General features: G+C 64.2%; 23 protein-coding genes. 12 read left to right on the top strand and 11 right to left on the bottom strand.

What is annotated here, in order from left to right:
• Window positions 1-135: 135 nt before the first annotated feature.
• A complete protein-coding gene (locus G6P99_RS00965; RefSeq protein WP_165127006.1) occupies window positions 136-957 on the bottom strand; it encodes a DUF3800 domain-containing protein in 822 nt (273 codons plus the stop codon).
• Between the two features lie 16 nt (window positions 958-973).
• Between G6P99_RS00965 and G6P99_RS00960 the strand changes: the two genes are divergently transcribed.
• Window positions 974-1,120, top strand: coding sequence for a hypothetical protein (locus tag G6P99_RS00960; protein ID WP_165127004.1), 147 nt, complete (start codon window positions 974-976; stop codon window positions 1,118-1,120).
• A 54-nt stretch (window positions 1,121-1,174) separates the two neighbouring features.
• Here G6P99_RS00960 and G6P99_RS00955 read toward each other — a convergent pair whose 3' ends face one another.
• The 5 genes from G6P99_RS00955 to rsmI form a co-directional block, all read right to left on the bottom strand.
• Window positions 1,175-1,411: a hypothetical protein gene (locus tag G6P99_RS00955; protein ID WP_029080994.1), complete on the bottom strand. Its 237-nt coding sequence runs from the start codon at window positions 1,409-1,411 to the stop codon at window positions 1,175-1,177.
• A gap of 210 nt (window positions 1,412-1,621) precedes the next feature.
• Window positions 1,622-2,593 (bottom strand): MBL fold metallo-hydrolase, encoded by a 972-nt coding sequence (locus tag G6P99_RS00950; RefSeq protein ID WP_029080995.1) that lies wholly within the window; start codon window positions 2,591-2,593, stop codon window positions 1,622-1,624.
• A gap of 285 nt (window positions 2,594-2,878) precedes the next feature.
• On the bottom strand, window positions 2,879-3,826 hold the full coding sequence (gene gshB, locus G6P99_RS00945; protein WP_029080996.1) for a glutathione synthase: 948 nt from the start codon (window positions 3,824-3,826) through the stop codon (window positions 2,879-2,881).
• 30 nt (window positions 3,827-3,856) lie between these two features.
• On the bottom strand, window positions 3,857-4,240 hold the full coding sequence (locus G6P99_RS00940; protein ID WP_029080997.1) for a YraN family protein: 384 nt from the start codon (window positions 4,238-4,240) through the stop codon (window positions 3,857-3,859).
• Complete coding sequence (rsmI, locus tag G6P99_RS00935) at window positions 4,227-5,180, bottom strand: 16S rRNA (cytidine(1402)-2'-O)-methyltransferase (protein WP_029080998.1); 954 nt, start codon at window positions 5,178-5,180, stop codon at window positions 4,227-4,229. Before rsmI ends, G6P99_RS00940 begins: the two co-directional genes overlap by 14 nt.
• A 217-nt stretch (window positions 5,181-5,397) precedes the next feature.
• Between rsmI and G6P99_RS00930 the strand changes: the two genes are divergently transcribed.
• Window positions 5,398-6,612 (top strand): penicillin-binding protein activator, encoded by a 1,215-nt coding sequence (locus G6P99_RS00930; protein ID WP_029080999.1) that lies wholly within the window; start codon window positions 5,398-5,400, stop codon window positions 6,610-6,612.
• A gap of 192 nt (window positions 6,613-6,804) precedes the next feature.
• On the opposite strand, the gene hemW is transcribed toward G6P99_RS00930, so the two are convergent.
• Genes hemW through rph form a run of 3 tightly spaced genes read right to left on the bottom strand, consistent with a single transcriptional unit; the run spans window position 6,805 to window position 9,324 of the window.
• Window positions 6,805-7,977, bottom strand: a complete 1,173-nt coding sequence (hemW, locus tag G6P99_RS00925) for a radical SAM family heme chaperone HemW (RefSeq protein ID WP_029081000.1) — start codon at window positions 7,975-7,977, stop codon at window positions 6,805-6,807.
• Window positions 7,964-8,599, bottom strand: a complete 636-nt coding sequence (rdgB, locus tag G6P99_RS00920; RefSeq protein ID WP_029081001.1) for an RdgB/HAM1 family non-canonical purine NTP pyrophosphatase — start codon at window positions 8,597-8,599, stop codon at window positions 7,964-7,966. Before rdgB ends, hemW begins: the two co-directional genes overlap by 14 nt.
• Before the next feature lie 11 nt (window positions 8,600-8,610).
• Window positions 8,611-9,324 carry a ribonuclease PH gene (gene rph / locus G6P99_RS00915; RefSeq protein ID WP_021078183.1) on the bottom strand — a complete coding sequence of 238 codons (714 nt, stop codon included), beginning with the start codon at window positions 9,322-9,324 and terminating at the stop codon, window positions 8,611-8,613.
• Between the two features lie 170 nt (window positions 9,325-9,494).
• On the opposite strand from rph, the gene hrcA reads away from it, so the two are divergent.
• Together hrcA and grpE are read left to right on the top strand one after the other, a co-directional pair.
• The gene (gene hrcA, locus G6P99_RS00910; protein ID WP_029081002.1) at window positions 9,495-10,583 is read left to right on the top strand and encodes a heat-inducible transcriptional repressor HrcA; all 1,089 of its coding nucleotides are present in this window, start codon (window positions 9,495-9,497) and stop codon (window positions 10,581-10,583) included.
• Between the two features lie 162 nt (window positions 10,584-10,745).
• On the top strand, window positions 10,746-11,351 hold the full coding sequence (grpE, locus tag G6P99_RS00905) for a nucleotide exchange factor GrpE (RefSeq protein ID WP_029081003.1): 606 nt from the start codon (window positions 10,746-10,748) through the stop codon (window positions 11,349-11,351).
• A 9-nt stretch (window positions 11,352-11,360) separates the two neighbouring features.
• Here the strand turns inward: grpE and pncA are convergent, their stop codons facing one another.
• The gene (gene pncA, locus G6P99_RS00900; protein WP_029081004.1) at window positions 11,361-12,071 is read right to left on the bottom strand and encodes a bifunctional nicotinamidase/pyrazinamidase; all 711 of its coding nucleotides are present in this window, start codon (window positions 12,069-12,071) and stop codon (window positions 11,361-11,363) included.
• Between the two features lie 96 nt (window positions 12,072-12,167).
• Window positions 12,168-13,103: a hypothetical protein gene (locus G6P99_RS00895; RefSeq protein WP_029081005.1), complete on the bottom strand. Its 936-nt coding sequence runs from the start codon at window positions 13,101-13,103 to the stop codon at window positions 12,168-12,170.
• Window positions 13,104-13,705: 602 nt separating this feature from the next.
• On the opposite strand from G6P99_RS00895, the gene dnaK reads away from it, so the two are divergent.
• The 8 genes from dnaK to G6P99_RS00855 all read left to right on the top strand — a co-directional run bounded on the left by dnaK (window position 13,706) and on the right by G6P99_RS00855 (window position 20,882).
• Window positions 13,706-15,607, top strand: coding sequence for a molecular chaperone DnaK (gene dnaK, locus G6P99_RS00890; RefSeq protein WP_029081006.1), 1,902 nt, complete (start codon window positions 13,706-13,708; stop codon window positions 15,605-15,607).
• Window positions 15,608-15,768: 161 nt separating this feature from the next.
• Entirely contained in the window at window positions 15,769-16,902 is a 1,134-nt protein-coding gene (dnaJ, locus tag G6P99_RS00885) for a molecular chaperone DnaJ (protein WP_029081007.1), read from the top strand.
• Window positions 16,903-16,997: 95 nt separating this feature from the next.
• Window positions 16,998-17,600 carry a class I SAM-dependent methyltransferase gene (locus tag G6P99_RS00880; protein WP_029081008.1) on the top strand — a complete coding sequence of 201 codons (603 nt, stop codon included), beginning with the start codon at window positions 16,998-17,000 and terminating at the stop codon, window positions 17,598-17,600.
• Window positions 17,601-17,652: 52 nt separating this feature from the next.
• Complete coding sequence (locus G6P99_RS00875; protein ID WP_029081009.1) at window positions 17,653-18,231, top strand: NADPH-dependent FMN reductase; 579 nt, start codon at window positions 17,653-17,655, stop codon at window positions 18,229-18,231.
• A gap of 6 nt (window positions 18,232-18,237) precedes the next feature.
• Window positions 18,238-18,948: an orotidine-5'-phosphate decarboxylase gene (gene pyrF / locus G6P99_RS00870; protein ID WP_029081010.1), complete on the top strand. Its 711-nt coding sequence runs from the start codon at window positions 18,238-18,240 to the stop codon at window positions 18,946-18,948.
• A gap of 22 nt (window positions 18,949-18,970) precedes the next feature.
• Complete coding sequence (locus tag G6P99_RS00865; protein WP_029081011.1) at window positions 18,971-19,267, top strand: DUF1330 domain-containing protein; 297 nt, start codon at window positions 18,971-18,973, stop codon at window positions 19,265-19,267.
• 132 nt (window positions 19,268-19,399) lie between these two features.
• The gene (dapB, locus tag G6P99_RS00860; protein ID WP_029081012.1) at window positions 19,400-20,212 is read left to right on the top strand and encodes a 4-hydroxy-tetrahydrodipicolinate reductase; all 813 of its coding nucleotides are present in this window, start codon (window positions 19,400-19,402) and stop codon (window positions 20,210-20,212) included.
• Between the two features lie 46 nt (window positions 20,213-20,258).
• Complete coding sequence (locus tag G6P99_RS00855; protein ID WP_165127002.1) at window positions 20,259-20,882, top strand: 2,3-bisphosphoglycerate-dependent phosphoglycerate mutase; 624 nt, start codon at window positions 20,259-20,261, stop codon at window positions 20,880-20,882.
• The last annotated feature ends 79 nt before the right edge of the window (window positions 20,883-20,961 follow it).

Here is a 20,961-nt window from a genome sequence, read left to right as displayed (position 1 = left end):
CAGTCAGAGCCAGTACGGGCAGGCCAATCGTCAGCACAGCGAAAACCGCCGGGTTGACAGTACCGAACAGCCACATAGCGCCTATTACCAACTCAATCACGGCTAAGGCGATCAAACGGCCCCAAATTGATTTATTCATTTCGTGGCCGCCTTGTAGTGATCGAAAATGCGTCTCTGCTCAGGAGTCGCGCGGCTGAGAAAGTTGTCGGGCATTAGCTTGAGTCCGTACTCAAAAACCTGACCGTTGCGACCTCGCGCCATTCGGGGCTCAAGTGCGATAGCTGGAGAGACATCAGCGCTAGTGACCGACTGATAGAACGACGAGGCGATTGAATCGCTCAATTGAAGGCCAGCACGTTCGGAATTATCGATGGCGGCGATCTGGTGAATTGGGTCCACCACAGACCATTTTAGATCACCCCGCCGCAAAAACAACGCGTTGGCTTTGCTCTGCATTCTTAGCCAACATAGATACGCTTGTAGGTGCCCGTATCTCAGGCCCTTACGGCGCGCAAATTCAAGGCGTACAGTGCGCGACTCTCCATAGTCGCGGTAGGAGCGCTGCTCGCAGAAGTCGGTTACGCGCTCCAGTAGGAGCCGTGTAATCCACCAGTAGAACCAGGTTCGGCCAGCAAGCACCGAAGCAGCTTCCGCCTTCTTGTTCCGGTAGCCGTGCATATTGGCTTTGTTCGAGATGACCGCAAAGCAGCGAACTGGCAACTTGGCGATGCTGGCGCAAACCATTGCGCGCCGCCAATCGTCTAGGGGCTGAAAATGCAGGGTCCGGCGCTGTTCTAGGCGAATCTGCTTTAGAATGTCGCGCACCCAAACGGTCTCGCGCTGGGCTTCCGCGCGGACGACTAAGGCGGAGAGAACGAACCATTCGCTCGCACCATTGGGGTCAATCGGACGAACGCTAGCGACTCCATCGTCGCCGGATTCGTCAATGTACGCCACGTAGGAAACTTTAGGCATGGCTGTCAAAAAGTCTCAGATCGAGAAGTTTAAGCAAGCCGCCCGCGACCTCGAATCGGACGACAGCGAAAAGCGATTCAACGAGAGGCTGGGCAAGATCGCGAAGCAGAAGCCTTCGCCTAAAAAGGCAAGGCGCGGCAAATGACTTTGCTGATAAGGGCGACCTTCCATCGTCTTGCAGTCGGCTGTTGCCGAGCAGCTAACTGGCTGGCCCCTTCAGGCGCTTCGACAGTGATTCAAGTAATACCGTCGCGTCGAATGGATCCACGTAGAATAGAAACGTTCGTAGATTGGTCTCGCCCGGCGGTAGGGCCTGAAACTTGACGACGATTTTGTCGGGTGCATGAGGATCGGATAGCGCCGCGACCGACGACGGCGTGATGTCGTCGATGATTATCGGGTTGACGATGTCATGAGGGTGGGCTGAGCCAGCCATCTACGAATCTCCGGTTGAGCCGATTCGGTTGTAACAACCTATGGGACTCATGATCCGGACCGGAAATTCGCAAAACTGAATCTGACTCAAGCCACTGGAAATCCACGCTTATCTACGGGATGGGTGTGCAAAGTGCACAATTCCGCCGCCCAACGCAAGAACATTAAGAGAACGTCCGGGGCGACGCGCGCCGCCCCGGATGCGCCGCCGTCACAGCATCATCTGCATCGGCTCCGGATAGTAGTGGAAGCCCTCGCCGACCTTGGCGACATGGCCGTAGCCCGGCCAGGCGAAGTGATAGGACATCACCGCGGTCTTGTTCGCGGCCAGCATCTCCAGCAGCTTGACCCGCGAGGCCGCCGCCTGCTTCGGATCGGTGTCGTAGGAGAATTCCATCCGCGGTCGCTCCAGGAGCAGCACCGCGTGATGCGAGAGGTCGCCGAGGAAGGCGAAGGATTTGCCGCCCGAGCTCACCATGAAGATGGTGTGGCCGACGGTGTGGCCGGGCGCCGCGATCGCCTGCACGCCGGGCAGGAATTCCTGGCCATCCTTGAAGAATACGATGCGGTCGCGCACCGGCAGCAGGTTCTTGCGGGCGTGCACGATAAAGTCCTTCAACGGACTGCCCATCTTGCCTTCGTCGGTCCAGAACTCGAGATCGCTCTGAGCGATGTAATACTGCGCGTTCGGGAATAGCGGCTTGTTGTCGGCATCGACGATGCCGCCGATATGATCGATATGCGCGTGCGACAGCACCACGGCGTCGATGTCTTCCGGCTTGATGCCGGCTTCCTTCATGCTCTTCTGCTGCCGGCCGGTGGTCTTGCCGAACAGTTGCGACGTGCCCATGCCGGTATCGAACAGGATCAGCTTGTCACCGGTGTTGACGATCGGCGAGTTCTGCTCGAGCACGACATTGTCGGGCGAGAGGAAGTTGTCGGACAGCATCTTCTTCACTTCTTCCTTCGGCACGCCGGTGAAGGTGCCGGAGGGGTCGCCGAGCGGCAGCGGGCCGTCGGATACGACCGTCACTTCGACTTCACCGAGCATGAAACGATGCCAATAGGGTGTCTGCGTGCCGAGTTTGGGAGCGCGCGCCTTTGCCGTGCCGCCGAGGAGAGTGCTGGCGCCGAGACCGGCACCGAGTGCGAGTAAGGATCGTCGTGAGACATTGAGCGTCATACGTCTTCCTCCACATTTTTTTGAGATTTTCGCGTTGTTGCCCGCGCGTTGACCCGCCGCTTGACCTGACGCAGGCAAGAGAATGCTGCCCTCGCCCGCGCAAGCTGGCAAGAAGAATAAGGCGAACGCTACGGGGCGAACGCTGGCTAAGGCATGATCCGGAAAAGTGTGACGCGGTTTTCCGAAAAGATCATGCTCAAACAAGAAGCTAAAGCGCGATGATGATTCAACTCAATCTCATCGCGCTTTAGAATTCAGCCGGCATGTGCGGCGCACAAGGGAGGGTTACTTGGCGGCGCGCTTCTTCTCGATGGCATCCCAGACCTTGGCCGCGACATCGGGGCCGTTGAGCCGCTGAATGGCGCGGATGCCGGTCGGCGAGGTGACGTTGATCTCGGTGAGGTTGCCGTCGATCACGTCGATGCCGACGAACAGCAGGCCAAGTTCGCGCAGCGCGGGCCCGACGGTGGCGCAGATTTCGCGCTCGCGATCCGAGAGCTCGGTCGCCGCGGCCGCGCCGCCACGCACCATATTGGAGCGGAGGTCATCCGGCGCCGGCACGCGGTTGACGGCGCCGGCGAACTCACCGTCGACCAGGATGATGCGCTTGTCGCCATGCTTCACCTCGGGGAGGAAGCGCTGGATCACCCAGGGCTCCTTGAAGGTGACCGAGAACATGTCGAACAGCGAGCCGAAATTCATGTCCTGCGGCATCACGCGGAACACCGCGGCGCCGCCATGGCCGTGCAACGGTTTCATGACGACGGCGCCATGCTGATCGCGGAATGCGTTGATCTCGTCGAGATCGCGCGAGATCAGGGTCGGCGGCATCAGCTGCGGGAAATTCATCACGAACAGCTTTTCCGGCGCGTTGCGCACGCTGGCCGGGTCGTTGACCACCAGCGTCTTCGGATGAATGCGCTCGAGGAAATGGGTCGAGGTGATATAGGCGAGGTCGAACGGCGGGTCCTGCCGCAGCAGCACGACGTCGAAGCCATTGAGCGCCTCGCGCTTCGGCTCGCCCAGCGTGAAGTGATTGCCGACCTCGTCGCGCACGGCGAGAGACTGCACCGGCGCCACCAGCTCCTCGCCGCGCAGCGACAGCTTATCTGGCGTGTAATAGGAAATGCCGTGGCCGCGCTTCTGGGCTTCGAGCAGCAGCGCAAACGTGGAATCGCCGCGGATGTTGATGCGCGCGATGGGATCCATCTGGACGGCGATCTTCAATTTCATAAGCGTATCCCGCGAGGTCTGGAGGTAACTTTAAGGGCTGGCGTCGAATGCCGCTAACAGATGGCGCGGTAAGCTCTTCGGCGCAATCAGCACGGCGTCGAATCTGAGATCAAATTCGGCATGCTCGGGATGCGCCATCAGCCAGGCCTGGGCGGCATTGACGATGCGCTGCTGCTGGCGCGGCGTCACCGCATAGGCGGCGTCATCGAGGCTGGCGCGAGCCTTGACCTCGACGAACGCGAGGAGATTGCGCCGCCGCACCACCAGGTCGATCTCGCCATAGGGGGTGCGGAAGCGTCTTGCCAGGATGCGATAGCCTTTGGCGATCAAAAGGGCTGCGGCGCGGCTTTCGGCCGATATGCCGGTGCGGAACGCCGCGACGCGCTCGGGCGAGGCGCTGTCACTCTTCGCCATCGCCGCCCCCGGCGGTTTTCGAAAGCTCGAGGGCGCGGGCATAGACCTCGCGGCGCGGCCGGCCCGACAGTTCGACCGCGTGCGCGACCGCATCCTTGACGCTGCCGCGGGCGAGCTGGGCGCGCAGCAGATCGTCGAGCGCGTCCTGGTCCATCACTCCGGCATCATCGGCCGGCGGTCCGACGACCAGCACGAACTCGCCGCGTGTCTCCAACGCATCGGCGCCTGCCGCAAGCTCGGCGACGGGGGCGCGCTTGACCTCTTCATGCAGCTTGGTCAGCTCGCGGCAGATTGCGGCATCGCGCCCGCCCATGATCGCGGCGAGATCACGCAGCGTGTCCTGCACGCGATTGCCCGATTCGAACATCACGAGCGTCGCATCGATCCGCGCCAGCTCGGTGAGCCGCGCGCGGCGCGCGTGCTCCTTCGTTGGCAAAAATCCCTCGAAGAAGAACCGGTCGGTCGGCAGCGCCGCGACCGACAGTGCCGTCAACACCGACGACGGCCCCGGCACGGCGATGACGGCATGCCCGGCGGCGCAGACCTCACGCACCAGCTTGAAGCCGGGATCTGAGATCAGCGGCGTGCCGGCGTCCGAGACCAGCGCAATCGAGGCGCCCTGCGCCAGCCGCTCCAGGATCTTCGGCCGCGCCTGCGCGGCGTTGTGCTCGTGATAGGGCGCAAGCTCGGCCGCGATCGCGTAACGCTCGGTCAGCCGGCGCGTAATTCGGGTGTCCTCGCAGGCGATGACGTCGACGCCCGCCAGCGTCTCCAGCGCGCGCAGGGTGATGTCGGAGAGATTTCCGATCGGGGTCGCGACCAGATGGAGCCCGGGCGTAGCGCTTGGCGCGGCCAGCAGCTGGCCGCCGATCGAAAAGGTTTTGGCCGCTGTGCCCGCCGTGGCGTCCGGACTGTGGAGGGAACTGGCTTTTGCGCGCATAATGCCAATCTAGAGGGATGGCAGCGCTTGCGCCACACCCGCAGGGGTGTTGCTTGAAGGTCGCTGCTCCGGAAATGTGGGTCGCGGCAACGGCGCCGCGGGGCCATAATCCTTTTGTTCCGGTTAACTATTCGCCGACAATATGCCTGAATCCACCCGCCTCATCAGAGCTGGATGGAGTCCTGGCCGATCATGGTCGGTCAAGAGAAGAGAGACGATGGAAGGCCCGCACCACCCCAAGTCCCCGCCGTCGGGCACGACCCGGCGGACTGCGCTTGGCCTCATCCTGGGCGCGCCGCTGCTGTCGGCCTGCTCCGGAATCCAGCAAAGCCTGAGCCAGTTTTCCAGCCCGTTCGGCGGCGGCCAGGATGCAGGGCCCGCCGGCCCGCAGCAACAGCCGCAAGCCGTCGGTACCGGGCAAGTCAAGATCGGGCTGATCCTGCCGCTGTCGGCGTCCGGCAATGCCGGGCTCGCCGCCCAGTCGATGCGGAACGCCGCCGAAATGGCGCTGGCGGAATTCCAGAACCCGAACATTCAGCTTCTGATCAAGGACGATGGCGGCAGTTCGCAAGGCGCGGCGCAGGGTGCCCAGCAGGCGCTGTCCGAAGGCGCCGAGATCATTCTGGGACCACTGTTCGCGGGCTCGGTGCCAGCCGTCGCGCAACTGACGCGGCCGCGCGGAACCTCAGTGATTGCATTCTCCACCGATTCAAGCGTGGCCGGGCGCGGCGTCTATCTGCTGAGCTTCCTGCCGGAGTCCGACATCAATCGCATCGTCGATTATTCCGCCGGGATCGGTAAGCGCTCGTTCGCTGCGATGGTACCCGACAACGCCTATGGCAATGTGGTCGAGGCCGCGTTCAAGCAGGCGGTCGGCCGCAAGAACGGCCGCGTCGTCGCATTCGAGAAATACGGCGCCGATCGCGCAACGCCGACGCGGACCGTGGCGCAGGCGCTCGGCCAGGCCGATGCGCTGCTGATCGCCGACGATGGCGATTCGGTCGTCGCGACCGCCGATGCGCTGACCGCGGCCGGCGCCAACCTGCGCAACATCCAGCTGCTCGGCACCGGACTGTGGGACAATCCGCGGGTGTTCGCGAGCCCCGTGCTGCAGGGCGGCCTCTACGCCGCGCCCGATCCGTCCGGCTTCCGCAGCTTCGCCGGCCGTTATCGTGCCAAATATGGCGGCGAGCCGGTGCGTACCGCGACGCTGGCCTATGATGCCGTCGCGCTGATGGCGGCGCTGGCGCGCACCCAAGGCGCGCAGCGCTTCGCGCCGGAGACGCTCACCAATCCATCCGGCTTTGCCGGCATCGACGGCCTGTTCCGCTTCCGCTCCGACGGCACCAATGAACGCGGCCTTGCGGTCATGAAAGTGGCGTCCGGCGGCGGCACGCCGGTTGCGGGCTCGCCGAAGAGTTTTGGGGCTTAGTTTTCGTCAGGCGGCCAAGCTGCCTTGTCGAGCGCCGGCACCCGCCAGCTACTTTGCATGGGGTTGTTTTCGATATTTTGGCAGCGTGCACGCAGAGCGTTTTCGAGCGAAGTGGATGCCGGTTCGCGTGAAGAAAACGCGTCAAAACAAGAATCTAGAGCCCCGTTCCGATTCATCGGAACGGGATAGGCTCTAGGCGGCGAGATCCGCGACGACCGCGTCGAGCACCGGGAATCCCGACTTCGTGACGCGCAACCGTCCGTCGGCATCGACGTCGATCGCGCCTTCCTCGCGCAGCATCGCGATCCGGTGCGGATCGAGCTGGCGTCCGGACAGTGCCGCATAGCGCTTGGGATCGATGCCCTCGGCAAGCCGCAGCCCCATCAGCAGAAATTCGTCGGCGCGCTCTTCGCTGTTGAGGCCGTCATCGGTGACGACGCCGTGACCGCGTTCCTCGACATTCAACAGCCACGCCTCGGGGCGCCGCTCGGTCGCGGTCGCGTGCCTGACACCGTCGATGTCGAGCCGGCCATGCGCGCCGGGGCCGATGCCGGCATATTCCTCGCCGCGCCAGTAGACGAGGTTGTGCTTGCACTCCGCGCCAGCGCGGGCGTGATTGGAGATCTCGTAGGCCGGCAATCCCTCGCGGGCGCAGACCTCCTGCGTCACGTCGTAGAGAGCGCGCGCGGTCGCTTCATCCGGCGTCTGCAATTTGCCGGCGGCGTGCAGCCCGAAGAATGGCGTGCCTTCCTCGATCGTGAGCTGATAGAGCGACAGATGTTCGGCCGCTTCCGAGATCGCCTGCTTCAACTCATCAGCCCACATCTGCGGCGTCTGGTCGGGCCGCGCATAGATCAGGTCGAACGAGTAACGGTCGAACGCGCTTCGCGCGATCGCAACCGCGTCGAGCGCTTCCCGCGCGGTGTGCAGGCGGCCCAATGCCTTCAGCGATGCGTCATCCAGTGCCTGCACGCCGAGCGAGACGCGATTGACGCCGGCTGCGCGATAGCCGCGAAAGCGCGTCGCCTCGACGCTGGTCGGATTGGCCTCGAGCGTGACCTCGACATCGCGCGCCACCGACCAGTGCTTGCCGATCGCATCGAGCACGGCGCCGACGGTCTGCGGCTGCATCAGCGAAGGCGTGCCGCCGCCGAGGAAGATCGAAGTGACCTCGCGCCCCGGCGCCCGCGCGGCCGTGGTCTCGATCTCGCGGGCGAAGGCGCGCACGAAGCGCTCCTCGTCGACGGGCGCATGCCGCACGTGGCTGTTGAAATCGCAATACGGGCATTTCGACAGGCAGAACGGCCAGTGCACGTAGACGCCAAACGCCTTTCGTTGAGGGGCTGCTCGTTCAGCGTGGCTCAAGGCAGATCTCCGCGAGCTTCACGAAGGCGCGGGCGCGATGCGACAGTCCGAGTCCGAGCGGCGGCAGGCCGTGCTTCTCGATGCTGGTCATCTCGCCAAAGGTCCGCGCGTAGCCGTCGGGCAGGAAGGCCGGATCGTAGCCGAAGCCGGCGGTGCCGCGCGGCGGCCAGACCAGGGTTCCATCGACCCGGGCCTCGACCTCTTCGAGGTGATCGTCCGGCCAGGCCACGCACAGGGCGGAGACGAAATGCGCACTTCGCCGGTCCGGCGCGGTGGCGCCGCGCTCCTGCAGCAGGCGCTCGATCCGCGTCATCGCCGCCATGAAATCCTTGCCTTCGCCGGCCCAGCGCGCCGAGTAGATCCCGGGTGCGCCGTCGAGCGCGTCGACCACGAGGCCGGAATCGTCGGCGAAAGCCGGCAGTCCGGTCACCTTCGCCGCGGCGATCGCCTTGATCGCCGCGTTGGTGCGAAAACTGTCGCCGGTCTCCTCGGGTTCGGCGAGGCCAAGCTCGCCGGCCGACACCGCCTCCACGCCATGCGGCGCCAGCAGTTCCCGCATCTCGGCGAGCTTGCCGGGATTATGGGTGGCGATGACGAGCCTTCCGGTGATTCGGCGATGCATGACCAATCTGACTACGCCACCGCGATCTTTTGCAAGTCGACCAGACGCGCGACACCTTTGCGCGCCAGCGCCATCAGCGCCAGAAACTCGTCCTGCGAGAACGGCGTCTTCTCGGCGGTGCCCTGCACCTCGATGATGCGGCCGTCGCCGGTCATGACGAAATTGGCGTCGGTGTCGGCCTCGGAGTCCTCGGCATAGTCGAGATCGAGCACCGGCGTGCCCTGGTAGATGCCGCAGGAGATCGCCGCCACATTATCGCGCAACACGTTGGTCTTCAGCATGTTGCGGGTCTTCATCCAGTTGATGCAGTCGGCCAGTGCCACCCAGGCACCGGTGATCGAAGCGGTGCGGGTGCCGCCATCGGCCTGGATGACGTCGCAATCGACCGTGATCTGGCGCTCGCCGAGCGCCTCCAGATCGACGGCCGCGCGCAGCGAGCGGCCGATCAGCCGCTGGATCTCGACCGTGCGGCCGCCCTGCTTGCCGGCGGAGGCCTCGCGGCGGGTGCGTTCCAGGGTGGCGCGCGGCAGCATGCCGTATTCGGCGGTCACCCAGCCGCGGCCCTGACCCTTCAGCCAGGGCGGCAGCCGCTCTTCCAGCGTGGCGGTCACCAGCACATGGGTGTCGCCGAATTTCACCATGCAGGAACCCTCGGCATATTTTACGACGCCGCGTTCCAGCGACACGGGACGCAGTTCATCGGGCGCACGGCGGCTTGGCCGCATGAAATCCTCCAAAAATCCGAGATATATGGCTGGGCGTGCTTGTAGGAGGGGGAACGGGCAGCGGCAAGGGTTTTCGGCCCCGGGTTGGCCCGGTACCGGGGGGCTGAATGCATGCTTGTCACCGGCCTCCCGGAGCGACAGATTAGGCAGTAATTGTGAGGGACTGGAGTGTGACTCATCACGATCCGATTGGCCTGATCGCACCGCATGCGGGGCTCGCCCAGCTCAACGAGCGATCGCGCGATATTTTTCGTCAAATCGTCGAGAGCTACCTTGCGACCGGTGAGCCGGTCGGCTCGCGCAACATTTCGCGTCTGATCGCATTACCGTTGTCGCCGGCCTCGGTCCGCAACGTGATGTCGGACCTCGAGCAGCTCGGCCTGATCTATGCGCCGCACACCTCGGCGGGCCGGCTGCCGACCGAACTCGGCCTGCGTTTCTTCGTCGACGCCCTGATGCAGGTCGGCGACCTCACCGAGGCCGAGCGTCAGTCGATCCAGACCCAGCTGGCTGCCGTCGGCCGTGCGCAATCCGTCGAGGCGGCGCTTGGCGAAGCGCTGACGCAGCTGTCGGGGCTGACTCGCGCCGCGGCGGTGGTGCTGACGCAAAAGTCGAATGCACGGCTGAAGCACATCGAATTCGTGCGGCTGGAGCCGGAGAAGGCGCTGGTCGTGCTGGTCGGCGAAGACGGCCAGGTCGAGAACCGGGTGCTGGCGCTGCCGCCGGGCGTTCCATCTTCGGCGCTGACCGAAGCGACCAATTTCCTCAATGCACGGATCCGCGGCCGGACGCTGGCCGAAGCGCGGCTCGAGCTCGAGACGGCGTTGACGCAAAACCGCGCCGAGCTCGATCAGCTCACACAAAAGGTGGTCGCGGCCGGCATCGCAAGCTGGTCCGGCGGCGCGAACGAGGATCGCCAGCTGATCGTGCGCGGCCACGCCAATCTGCTCGAGGATCTGCACGCGCTCGACGATCTCGAGCGCATCAAGTCGCTGTTCGACGATCTCGAGACCAAGCGCGGCGTGATCGATCTGCTCGGCCGCGCCGAACGCGGCGAGGGCGTGCGGATTTTCATCGGTTCGGAGAACAAGCTGTTCTCACTGTCGGGTTCCTCGACCATCATCGCGCCATACGGCGACGCCCAGGGTCGGATCGTCGGCGTGCTCGGCGTGATCGGACCGACGCGGCTGAACTATGCTCGGGTGATCCCGACCGTCGACTATGCCGCGCGCATCGTCAGCAAGATGCTGGGCGGCTGATCGGAGCGAAATTCGGTTTTATTTGACGGGTTTCTTGACGCGAAGTGGAGGTGCGCTGGCCCTAACCGGTATGTTGCGCTTGATTTTCGCCGCTCAAAGCACGATATCCCGGGCAGCAATCCCCAAGATTTGAACCGACGCGAGTTTTCGAGAAGGCAAGCCATGACCGATCCGAACCGGGCCAATGACAACACCGAGAATTCGGCGCCGACGGGTGAGCCCGTGGTCTCGAAGCCCTACATCATGCCTGACGATCCCGAGGTGGGATCGGTCGAGGCGCTGACCAAGGAACTCGCCGAGGCGCGCGACCGGACGCTACGCACGCTGGCCGAGATGGAGAACCTCCGTCAGCGCACCCGCCGCGAGGTTGCCGACGCCAAGACCTATGGCATCACCGGCTTCGCCCGTGACGTGCTCGACATCGCCGACAATCTGCAGCGCGCGCTCGACGCAGTGCCGGCCGAGACCAAGGAAGCGGCCGATCCCGGCCTGAAGGCGCTGCTCGAAGGCGTCGAGCTGACCGAGCGCTCGCTGCTCAACACGCTGGAAAAGAACGGCGTCAAGAAGTTCGACCCGATCGGCGAGAAGTTCGATCCGAACTTCCAGCAGGCGATGTTCGAAGTGCCGGACACGTCGGTGCCGTCGGGCACCGTGGTGCAGGTCGTGCAGGCCGGCTACATGATCGGCGAGCGCATCCTGCGTCCGGCACTGGTCGGTGTCTCCAAGGGCGGCGCCAAGGCCGCCCCAGGCGCCGACATCACCGCCTGATCCAATGTCTCACGCGATATCCGACGACTGGATCCGCTTGACGCCGGCCTTGTCCATATCGGCCCAGGCCTTGGCCAACGATCCCTGGGTGTCGATGCCGCGGCAGGCATCCTCCACCACATAAGTTTCGAAGTCGGCCTTGCGCGCATCGAGCGCGGTCCAGGCCACGCAGAAATCGGTGGCGAGCCCGGCGACGAACACGCGATTGATCTTGCGCGCCGTCAGGTAGGCGCCAAGCCCGGTGGTGGTCTTGCCGTCGGCCTCGGTGAAGGCGGAGTAGCTGTCGACGTCCTTGTGAAATCCCTTGCGGATGATCAGCCCGGCCTGCGGGATCGCGAGTTCCTTCGACAGCGAGGCGCCGTCGGTGCCCTGCACGCAGTGATCGGGCCACAGCACCTGCTTGCCATAAGCGAGGTCGATGGTCTCGAACGGCTTCTTGCCGGAGTGGGTTGAGGCAAAGGAGACGTGTCCGGGCGTGTGCCAGTCCTGCGTCATCACCACATTGGCAAAGCTCTTGGCGATCTTGTTGATCACCGGCACCACCTGCTCGCCGTCCTTCACCGCGAGGCTGCCGCCGGGCAGAAAGCAGTTCTGCACGTCGATCACGAGCAGCGCGGAGCCGTCGTCGGGCTTGATCGCGGCGGCCCAGAGATTCCTGGGAACCAGCGTCGCGAGCGCCATCGTGCCAAAGCCTGCAACAATCCGTCGTCGATCCAACATCGCGCCCTCCTCGCTTTGTGTGATATCGCGCGAGGAGGCTAGTTCCGTTCGTGGAGCTGCGAAAGTCCGATTTTTCGGAGGGCTCTACGAAAGAGATCAGCCGCGCGGCTGGATGCCGTCGCGCACCGCGCGGAAGCGCGGGAAGGCCTTCTCCCAATCGGTACGCGGCGAGCTGCCGATGATGCGCATCGAGGTTTGCGCGCCGAACCGCAGCCACTGCACGATGGTCACCGGGGTGTTGTCCTTGCCGCTGACGGCGTCGATCCGGGTCTCGAAGCCGGCCTGGCCGTCGATCCGGATCGGCTCGGACATGGTGATCCGCCCGTCGCGCACGCCGGGGATGGTGGTCGCGATCTGCTGGGCGAAGCGGCCGCGATCATCGGGTGTGGCCGGGGCCGAGCCGATGATGCCAAGCAGCAAGAAGGGCTTGGTCTCGAGGGCCTTCTCGTCGCCGTCGGCCATCAGCAGTGCCGCGCCCGGCGCCAGCATGCGGATATTCTTGAAACCACTGAGCTCGGTGACCTTGAACGGCATCATGCCGAGCTGCTCGTCGACCGGCACCTCGTTGCGGATCTGGGCGGTGGCGAACATCTGCCGCACGGCGTCGTCGGTGTAGATCTTGCTCGCGTTCTCTGGCACCTGCACCGCGACATAGCCGGAGAAGGTCGGCCCCGGCAGGATCATGGAATAGCGCCGCACATTGCTGGCGCCGTCGCGCGCACTCTCCACGGTGTAGTAGGCGAGGCCGGCCGGCGTATCGAGGCTCTCGGGCTTGATATTCCCGGTGCCGGCGGGATTGGCCTTGAACGCGTTCACGACCTCGGCGTAGGCGTCCGCGGGCAGGTCGGCGATCAGGACCTTCACGCCCTGGTCCTCGGTCTCGAAGCCGATGAACGACTTGGCCCGGTTGAGGCCCACCAGCGGCTTCATTCCGACATGCGCGCCCGGCGGAAACACCACGTCGGCGGCGAAGCCACGACAGGTGGCAGCAATCAGCAAGGCAACCGCAACGAGAACTCGAAAAGGCGTCATGGGGGGATCTACCGGTTTTGCTTGGTGGCCGCGCAACGGGCCCGGTGCAGGGCTGGGTGGCCTCTTTCAGTCGGACCGCTTTTAGCGGTTTTGATGACCCTGCAACAGGCCACCAAATCTCCGCTCAGGGCCCGCGGGCTCGATTCCATGGGCTTTTCGCCCTGATTGGCTGGCACTTTTCAGCTTCCCGACGTTTCCGCGAGCCCACCGCCTGCGGCGGGCCAGCGGCCAAACAGCGCGCCTCGGCCGTGCGCCGGTCTCGCATACGACGTTTGTGAGTGTTCACTCAACAGCGGTGACGTCGCGCGGCGGACGTTGGCGACCTAAATCATTGCCGATTTGTTAACTTGGCTTGGGCGTAGCTTGGGCCTGTCTCGGGGCTTGCTTCGGGCCTGAACCGGCGCCGCAGTCGGGCTGACACAATCTTTCAAACGTCAGTCTTTTCAGGCCTCAACGTTGCGTCCAGTCCTTGCGGGCAGGACCCTCTCTCCTATATCAGGCTCACCGTCGCAATATCGCGAGTATGTGAACGTCTGGGGGTTCGGTACGGAGCGCCGTCAGGGCCCAACCAACCTGCCGCAACAAATGAGGATATCAAAACCATGGGTAAGGTCATTGGGATCGACCTCGGCACGACGAATTCGTGCGTTGCCGTTATGGATGGCAAAAACGCCAAGGTGATCGAGAACGCGGAAGGCATGCGGACGACGCCGTCAATCGTTGCTTTCACTGACGATGGCGAGCGCCTCGTCGGCCAGCCGGCGAAGCGCCAGGCGGTGACTAATCCCGAGCGTACGTTCTTTGCGGTGAAGCGCCTCATCGGCCGCCGCTATGACGACCCGATGGTCGAGAAGGACAAGAAGCTCGTTCCCTACAAGATCGTCAAGGCATCGAACGGCGACGCTTGGGTCGAAGCCGATGGCAAGACCTATTCGCCCTCGCAGGTCTCGGCCTTCATCCTGCAGAAGATGAAGGAGACCGCTGAGGCGCATCTCGGCCAGAAGGTCGAGCAGGCCGTTATCACGGTGCCCGCTTATTTCAACGACGCGCAGCGTCAGGCCACCAAGGACGCCGGCAAGATCGCCGGCCTTGAAGTGCTGCGCATCATCAACGAGCCGACCGCTGCCGCGCTCGCCTACGGTCTCGACAAGTCGAAGACCGGCACGATCGCCGTGTACGATCTCGGCGGCGGCACCTTCGACGTCTCGATCCTCGAGATCGGCGACGGCGTGTTCGAGGTGAAGTCGACCAACGGCGACACCTTCCTCGGCGGTGAAGATTTCGACATGCGCCTTGTTGGTTATCTGGCCGACGAGTTCCAGAAGGAGCAGGGCATCAACCTGCGCAACGACAAGCTCGCTTTGCAGCGCCTGAAGGAGGCCGCTGAAAAGGCCAAGATCGAGCTGTCGTCGACCACGCAGACCGAAATCAACCTGCCGTTCATCACGGCTGACCAGACCGGTCCGAAGCATCTGACGATGAAGCTGACCCGCGCCAAGTTCGAGGCGCTGGTGGCCGACCTGGTCGAGAAGACCATCGAGCCGTGCCGCAAGGCGCTGAAGGATGCCGGCCTGACCGCCGGCGAGATCGGCGAAGTGGTGCTGGTCGGCGGCATGACCCGCATGCCGAAGATCCAGGAAGTGGTGAAGCAGTTCTTCGGCAAGGAGCCGCACAAGGGCGTCAACCCCGACGAAGTCGTCGCGATCGGCGCTGCGATCCAGGCTGGCGTGCTGCAGGGCGACGTCAAGGACGTGCTGCTGCTCGACGTGACCCCGCTGTCGCTGGGCATCGAGACGCTGGGCGGCGTGTTCACCCGCATCATCGACCGCAACACCACGATCCCGACCAAGAAGAGCCAGGTGTTCTCGACGGCCGAAGACAATCAGGGCGCCGTCACCATCCGCGTCTTCCAGGGCGAGCGTGAAATGGCGGCCGACAACAAGATGCTCGGCCAGTTCGACCTGATGGGCATTCCGCCGGCTCCGCGCGGCATGCCGCAGATCGAGGTGACCTTCGACATCGACGCCAACGGCATCGTCAACGTCTCGGCCAAGGACAAGGCGACCGGCAAGGAACAGCAGATCCGGATCCAGGCATCCGGCGGTCTGTCCGAAGCCGACATCGACAAGATGGTCAAGGACGCCGAGGCCAATGCGGCCGAGGACAAGAAGCGCCGCGAGGCAGTCGACGCCAAGAACCATGCCGACGGCCTGGTTCATTCGACCGAGAAGGCTTTGGCCGAGCACGGCTCGAAGATCCCGGACACCGACCGCCGCGCAATCGAGGACGCCGTCAGCGACCTCAAGGAAGCGCTGAAGGGCGACGACGCCGAGGCAATCAAGGCCAAGACCAACACGCTGGCGCAGGCTTCGATGAAGCTCGGCGAGGCCATGTACAAGCAGCAGGCCGAGGCCGATGCGGCCAAGGACGCTGCCAAGGATGACGTCGTCGACGCGGAGTTCACCGAGGTCGACGACGACAAGAACAACAAGAAATCTGCTTAAGCGGGTTTGAGATGATGACCCTCGCACCAAAGAGCACGCGATGCGTCTCGGAGGAGTGGGGGTCATTTTTCTTTAAGGCGATCGCTGCATCTTCCAGACAGGCGCAATCCTTGCAGGCGCAATCCTTGGCGATGGCGATGAACTCCGGACGGAATTGAAGGATGTCGACCAAGCGCTGCTATTACGAGACCCTCGAGGTCGAGCGGAACGCGGACGAGACCAAGCTGAAAACGGCTTTCCGCAAGCTCGCGATGAAGTGGCATCCGGACAAGAATCCGGGCGACTCCAGCAGCGAGGTCCGGTTCAAGGAAATCAACGAAGCCTATGAGGTGTTGAAGGACGGCGACAAGCGCGCCGCCTATGACCGCTTCGGCCATGCCGCCTTCGAGCAGGGCATGGGCGGCGGCGGTCCCGGCTTCGGCGCCGGCTTCGCCTCGTCCTTCTCCGACATTTTCGAGGACCTGTTCGGCATGGCCGGGCAACGCCGCGGCGGCGGCGGCCGCGAGCGTGGCGCCGACCTGCGCTACAACATGGAGATCACGCTCGAGGACGCTTTCCAGGGCAAGACCGCGCAGATCGAGATCCCGGTCTCGGTCACCTGCGAATCCTGCTCGGGCACCGGCGCCAAGGCCGGCACCAAGCCGAAGACCTGCTCGCATTGTGGTGGCGCCGGCCGTATCCGGCAGGCCCAGGGCTTCTTCACGCTGGAGCGGACCTGCCCCGGCTGCCAGGGCCGCGGTCAGATGATCGAGGACGCCTGCACCTCCTGCGCCGGTTCCGGCCGGGTGACGCGCGACCGCGCGCTGTCGGTCAACATTCCCCCGGGAGTCGAGGATGGCACCCGCATTCGTCTCGCCGGCGAAGGCGAGGCCGGTGTCCGCGGTGGCCCGCCCGGCGACCTCTACATCTTCCTGTCGCTGACCACGCATCAGTTCTTCCAGCGCGATGGCGCCGACCTGCACTGCCGCGTGCCGATCTCGATGGTCACTGCAGCACTCGGCGGCGAGTTCGAGGTGCCGACCATCGACAAGGGCAAGACCAAGGTGAAGGTGCCCTCCGGCACCCAGTCGGGTCGGCGATTCCGCATCGCATCAAAGGGTATGCCGGTGCTCCGCTCGCGCCAGACCGGCGATATGTATGTCCAGGTCGTGGTCGAAACGCCGCAGAATCTGACGAAGAAGCAGCAGGAATTGCTGATGGAGTTCGAAAAGCTGTCGTCCGGTGCAACCCAGCCGGAGGCAGCGGGTTTCTTCTCTAAGGTCAAGGACTTCTTCGGAAACCGCACCACCCAGTAGTTGTCGTCGCGCTTGACCGTAACGGCTTCGATCTATACGTCTTTATGACCGTTTTCTGACAACCGCTCGATTGTGCGGTCCCGCCTGGTAGCGACATGCCCCTGCAATCGTCCGTGCGTGCGTCGAAGAAGCCCCTCCGTCTCGACGACGAGGTTCGTTTTCTCCGTTCATGGATCGAGAAGCCGCTGCATATGGGCGCGGTGATGCCGTCAGGACGGCTGCTTGCTCGCACCATGGCGCAATATGTCGATCCTGATGCGGAAGGGCCGGTGGTCGAACTCGGACCCGGCACCGGGGCGATCACCAACGCGCTGATCGAGCATGGCGTCGATCAAAAGCGGCTCGTGCTGGTCGAATACAATCCCGGTTTCTGCGCATTGCTGCGCGAACGCTATCCGCAGGCCAGGGTGGTCCAGGGTGACGCCTACAGGCTTCGCGATACGCTGTGGGAGGTGCTGAAGTCTCCTGCCTCCGCGATGGTCTCCGGCCTGCCGCTGGTCACCAAGCCGATGCTGACCCGCCTCAGGCTGGTCCGCGACGCCTTCCTGGCGCTTGCCCCCGGTGCGCCCTTCGTGCAGTTCACCTATTCGGTGGTGCCCCCGATTCCGAAGTCGCTGCCCGGCGTGTCCACAGAGGCGTCCGAGCGGATCTGGATGAACCTTCCGCCCGCGCGGGTCTGGGTGTATCGCAAGGGCTGATCGCCCTGCGGTGTCGCGCCGGGCGGCGCGCGCCCTAACCGCGATTTCGAAAATGTCCGCGCTGAAAATCCTCGTGATCCCGGGATCGCTTCGATCCGGCTCGCTCAATACGAAGCTCGCTGCCGTGCTGGCGCAGGAGCTCGCGCAGCTGGGGGTCGACGTCACGCGCATCTCGCTCGGCGATTTTCCGCTGCCGATCTACGACGGCGACCTGCAGGCGAAATCGGGCGTGCCGCAGCACGCCGTCAATTTGAAGCGGATGATCGGCGCCCATCATGGCGTCTTGATCGTGACGCCGGAATACAATTCCTCGGTGCCGGCGCTGGTGAAGAACACGATCGACTGGGTGAGCCGCGTGCAGGATCCGCACGAGGCCCGCGGCCAGGTGTTCCATGGCCGCGCCTTCGCGATCGCAGCGGCATCCGGTAACCGGCTCGGCGGCACGCGCGCGCTGGCGGCGCTGCGCCTGATCCTGACGGCATGCCACGCGACCGTGATCCCGAGCCAGCTCGCGCTGTCATTCGCCGAGCAGGCCTATGACGATATGGATCATCTGAAGCACCAGGCCGACATCGACGCGATGCGCGCGCTGGTGCGGCAGCTGGTCGACCATTCCCAACGCATGATGTGAGGTGACATGCAGCCAGCCAAGATCGCTCCAAGAGACCGGTTGATTGCGGCGCTCGATCTGCCGTCCGTCGCTAGCGCCGAGGCGATGATCGACAGGCTCGGCGACAGCGTCACGTTCTACAAGATTGGTTATCAGCTCGGTTATGCCGGCGGCCTCACGCTCGCGAAGCAGCTCGCAGGCGGCGGCAAGAAGGTGTTTCTCGACCTCAAGCTGCACGACATCGGCAATACGGTCGCGCGCGGGGTCGAAAGCGTCGCCGGTCTCGGCGCCACCTTCCTCACCGTGCATGCCTATCCGCAGACCATGAAGGCGGCAGTCGAGGCACGCGCCGGCTCTACCCTGAAGATCCTCGCGGTGACGGTGCTGACCTCCTACGACGACAACGATCTTCAGGCCGCGGGCTACGGCCTCAGCGTCTCCGATCTCGTCGAAGCGCGCGCCAGGCAGGCGCAGGCGCTCGGTGTCGACGGCCTTGTCAGCTCGCCCGAGGAAGCCGCAGCCTTGCGCAAGATCGTCGGCGATCGGATGAACCTGGTGACGCCGGGCATCCGCCCCGCCGGCTCCGCGACAGGCGACCAGAAGCGCATCATGACGCCGGCCCGTGCGATCGCCGCCGGCGCTGACTATCTGGTAGTCGGGCGTCCGGTGATGGAAGCCGCCGATCCGAAGGCCGCCGCCGAAGCCATTCACGCCGAAATCGCCGAGGCGCTCGCCTGAACAACAACGAGGGAGAACAGAGATGGCGAAGGGATACTGGATTGGACGCGTCGACGTTCACAATGAGGAGGGCTACAAGCCCTATATGGCGGCCAACCCGGCGATCTTCCAGAAATTCGGCGGCAAGTTCATTGTTCGCGGCGGCAAGTTCACCGGCGTCGAGGGCCAGAGCCGCTCGCGCAACGTCGTGATCGAATTCGCGGATTATCAGACCGCGCTCGCCTGCTACAACTCGCCGGAATACCAGGCCAACCTCAAGGTGCGGCAGCCGCATTCGATCGCCGACCTCATCATCATCGAGGGGCACGACAGCCCGTAGCCCGGACACCAAGCCGCCGGTTCGATTGCCGGGAACAGCCGTGGGATTCGTCCGTTGGAGCCATGATTTCGGCTCGGAAAAGCGGTTTCCCCTTTTCCGGATCATGCTTTATACGGCCTGCAGAGGTGAGCCATGGCTGACATGCGTCTGATTGTTGCGGGAGCGGGCGGCCGGATGGGCCGCACGCTGACGCGGGTGATTTCCGAAACCCCGGGGGCGGTGCTGGTCGGCGCGCTGGAAGCGCCGGGCTCGGAGCTGCTCGGCAAGGACGCCGGCGTGCTCGCAGGCCTTCCCGCCAATGGCGTCGCGCTGTCGGCCGATCTGTGGTCGATGTCGGCGGGCGCCGACGGCATCCTGGATTTCACCGTACCGGCCGCGACCATCGCCAATGTCGCGATCGCGGCCGAGCGCGGCCTTGTCCATGTCATCGGCACCACCGGCATGTCGCAGTCCGACGATGCGGTGATCCGGAGCGTCACGAACCGCGCCATCGTCGTGAAGTCGGGCAATATGAGCCTCGGCGTCAATCTGCTCGCCGCGCTGGTCAAGCGCGTCGCGCAGTCGCTCGACCAGAGTTTTGACATCGAAATTCTCGAGATGCACCACAAGTCCAAGATCGACGCGCCGTCGGGCACCGCCCTGATGCTCGGCGAAGCCGCCGCTGCCGGACGCAAGATCGCGCTCGATCAGCATTGGGCGCGCGGCCGCGATGGCCTGACCGGTGCGCGGCGTGCGGGCGATATCGGCTTTGCCTCGTTGCGCGGCGGCACCGTGGCCGGCGATCACAGCGTGATCTTTGCCGGTCCCTCGGAGCGCATCACACTGTCGCATCATGCCGAGGACCGCGCGCTGTTCGCACAGGGCGCGCTGAAGGCAGCGCTGTGGGCGCATGGCAAGAAGCCCGGCATGTACTCGATGGCCGACGTGCTCGGGTTGAGCGACTGAGATCGCCCGACGAGATCAAATCCAGCTTAGCGAAACGGAATCTGAAATGAGTGATCGTCTTCTTGTGCTCGTTCGTCACGGTCAGAGCGAATGGAATCTGAAGAACCTGTTCACCGGGTGGAAGGACCCTGATCTCACCGAGCAGGGCATCGCCGAGGCCAAGGACGCCGGACGCAAGCTGAAGGCGCAGGACCTGTCGTTCGATGTCGCCTTCACCTCCGACCTGACGCGCGCGCAGCACACGCTGAAGCTGATGCTCGCCGAGATCGGCCAGACCGACCTGCCGACCACGGAGAATCTGGCGCTCAATGAACGCGATTACGGCGATCTCTCTGGCCTCAACAAGGATGATGCCCGCAAGAAGTGGGGCGAGGATCAGGTCCTGATCTGGCGCCGTTCCTACGACGTGCCGCCGCCCGGCGGCGAAAGCCTGAAGGATACGCTGGCGCGCACGCTGCCCTATTACGTGCAGGAGATCCTGCCCGGCGTGCTGCGCGGCCAGCGCACGCTGGTCGCCGCCCACGGCAATTCGCTGCGCGCGCTGATCATGGTGCTGGAGAAGCTTTCGCCGGAGCAGATCCTCAAGCGCGAGCTCGCGACCGGCGCTCCGGTGGTCTATCGGCTCAACGCCGATTCCACCGTTGCATCCAAGGTCGATCTGGCGGGGTAGCTGAAGCGATCAATCCGCTCGTCCCGTCATCCTGAGGAGCCGCGTAGCGGCGTCGCGAAGGATGCACGGCCACCAGTCG

It is taken from the genome of Bradyrhizobium sp. 6(2017) (genome assembly GCF_011058295.2).
GTDB classification, from domain to species: domain Bacteria; phylum Pseudomonadota; class Alphaproteobacteria; order Rhizobiales; family Xanthobacteraceae; genus Bradyrhizobium; species Bradyrhizobium septentrionale.
Note: the sequence above shows the minus strand (reverse complement) of the source record. Positions and strands in the feature narration are given on the sequence as shown.

Bases quoted from the DNA above. Each gene is read 5' to 3' on its own strand.
- G6P99_RS00960 (WP_165127004.1), top strand. From the start codon at position 974: ATGGCTGTCAAAAAGTCTCAGATCGAGAAGTTTAAGCAAGCCGCCCGC.
- G6P99_RS00955 (WP_029080994.1), bottom strand. From the start codon at position 1,411: ATGGCTGGCTCAGCCCACCCTCATGACATCGTCAACCCGATAATCATC.
- G6P99_RS00950 (WP_029080995.1), bottom strand. From the start codon at position 2,593: ATGACGCTCAATGTCTCACGACGATCCTTACTCGCACTCGGTGCCGGT.
- gshB (WP_029080996.1), bottom strand. From the start codon at position 3,826: ATGAAATTGAAGATCGCCGTCCAGATGGATCCCATCGCGCGCATCAAC.
- G6P99_RS00940 (WP_029080997.1), bottom strand. From the start codon at position 4,240: ATGGCGAAGAGTGACAGCGCCTCGCCCGAGCGCGTCGCGGCGTTCCGC.
- rsmI (WP_029080998.1), bottom strand. From the start codon at position 5,180: ATGCGCGCAAAAGCCAGTTCCCTCCACAGTCCGGACGCCACGGCGGGC.
- G6P99_RS00930 (WP_029080999.1), top strand. From the start codon at position 5,398: ATGGAAGGCCCGCACCACCCCAAGTCCCCGCCGTCGGGCACGACCCGG.
- rdgB (WP_029081001.1), bottom strand. From the start codon at position 8,599: ATGCATCGCCGAATCACCGGAAGGCTCGTCATCGCCACCCATAATCCC.
- rph (WP_021078183.1), bottom strand. From the start codon at position 9,324: ATGCGGCCAAGCCGCCGTGCGCCCGATGAACTGCGTCCCGTGTCGCTG.
- grpE (WP_029081003.1), top strand. From the start codon at position 10,746: ATGACCGATCCGAACCGGGCCAATGACAACACCGAGAATTCGGCGCCG.
- pncA (WP_029081004.1), bottom strand. From the start codon at position 12,071: ATGTTGGATCGACGACGGATTGTTGCAGGCTTTGGCACGATGGCGCTC.
- G6P99_RS00895 (WP_029081005.1), bottom strand. From the start codon at position 13,103: ATGACGCCTTTTCGAGTTCTCGTTGCGGTTGCCTTGCTGATTGCTGCC.
- dnaK (WP_029081006.1), top strand. From the start codon at position 13,706: ATGGGTAAGGTCATTGGGATCGACCTCGGCACGACGAATTCGTGCGTT.
- dnaJ (WP_029081007.1), top strand. From the start codon at position 15,769: ATGTCGACCAAGCGCTGCTATTACGAGACCCTCGAGGTCGAGCGGAAC.
- G6P99_RS00880 (WP_029081008.1), top strand. From the start codon at position 16,998: ATGCCCCTGCAATCGTCCGTGCGTGCGTCGAAGAAGCCCCTCCGTCTC.
- G6P99_RS00875 (WP_029081009.1), top strand. From the start codon at position 17,653: ATGTCCGCGCTGAAAATCCTCGTGATCCCGGGATCGCTTCGATCCGGC.
- pyrF (WP_029081010.1), top strand. From the start codon at position 18,238: ATGCAGCCAGCCAAGATCGCTCCAAGAGACCGGTTGATTGCGGCGCTC.
- G6P99_RS00865 (WP_029081011.1), top strand. From the start codon at position 18,971: ATGGCGAAGGGATACTGGATTGGACGCGTCGACGTTCACAATGAGGAG.
- dapB (WP_029081012.1), top strand. From the start codon at position 19,400: ATGGCTGACATGCGTCTGATTGTTGCGGGAGCGGGCGGCCGGATGGGC.
- G6P99_RS00855 (WP_165127002.1), top strand. From the start codon at position 20,259: ATGAGTGATCGTCTTCTTGTGCTCGTTCGTCACGGTCAGAGCGAATGG.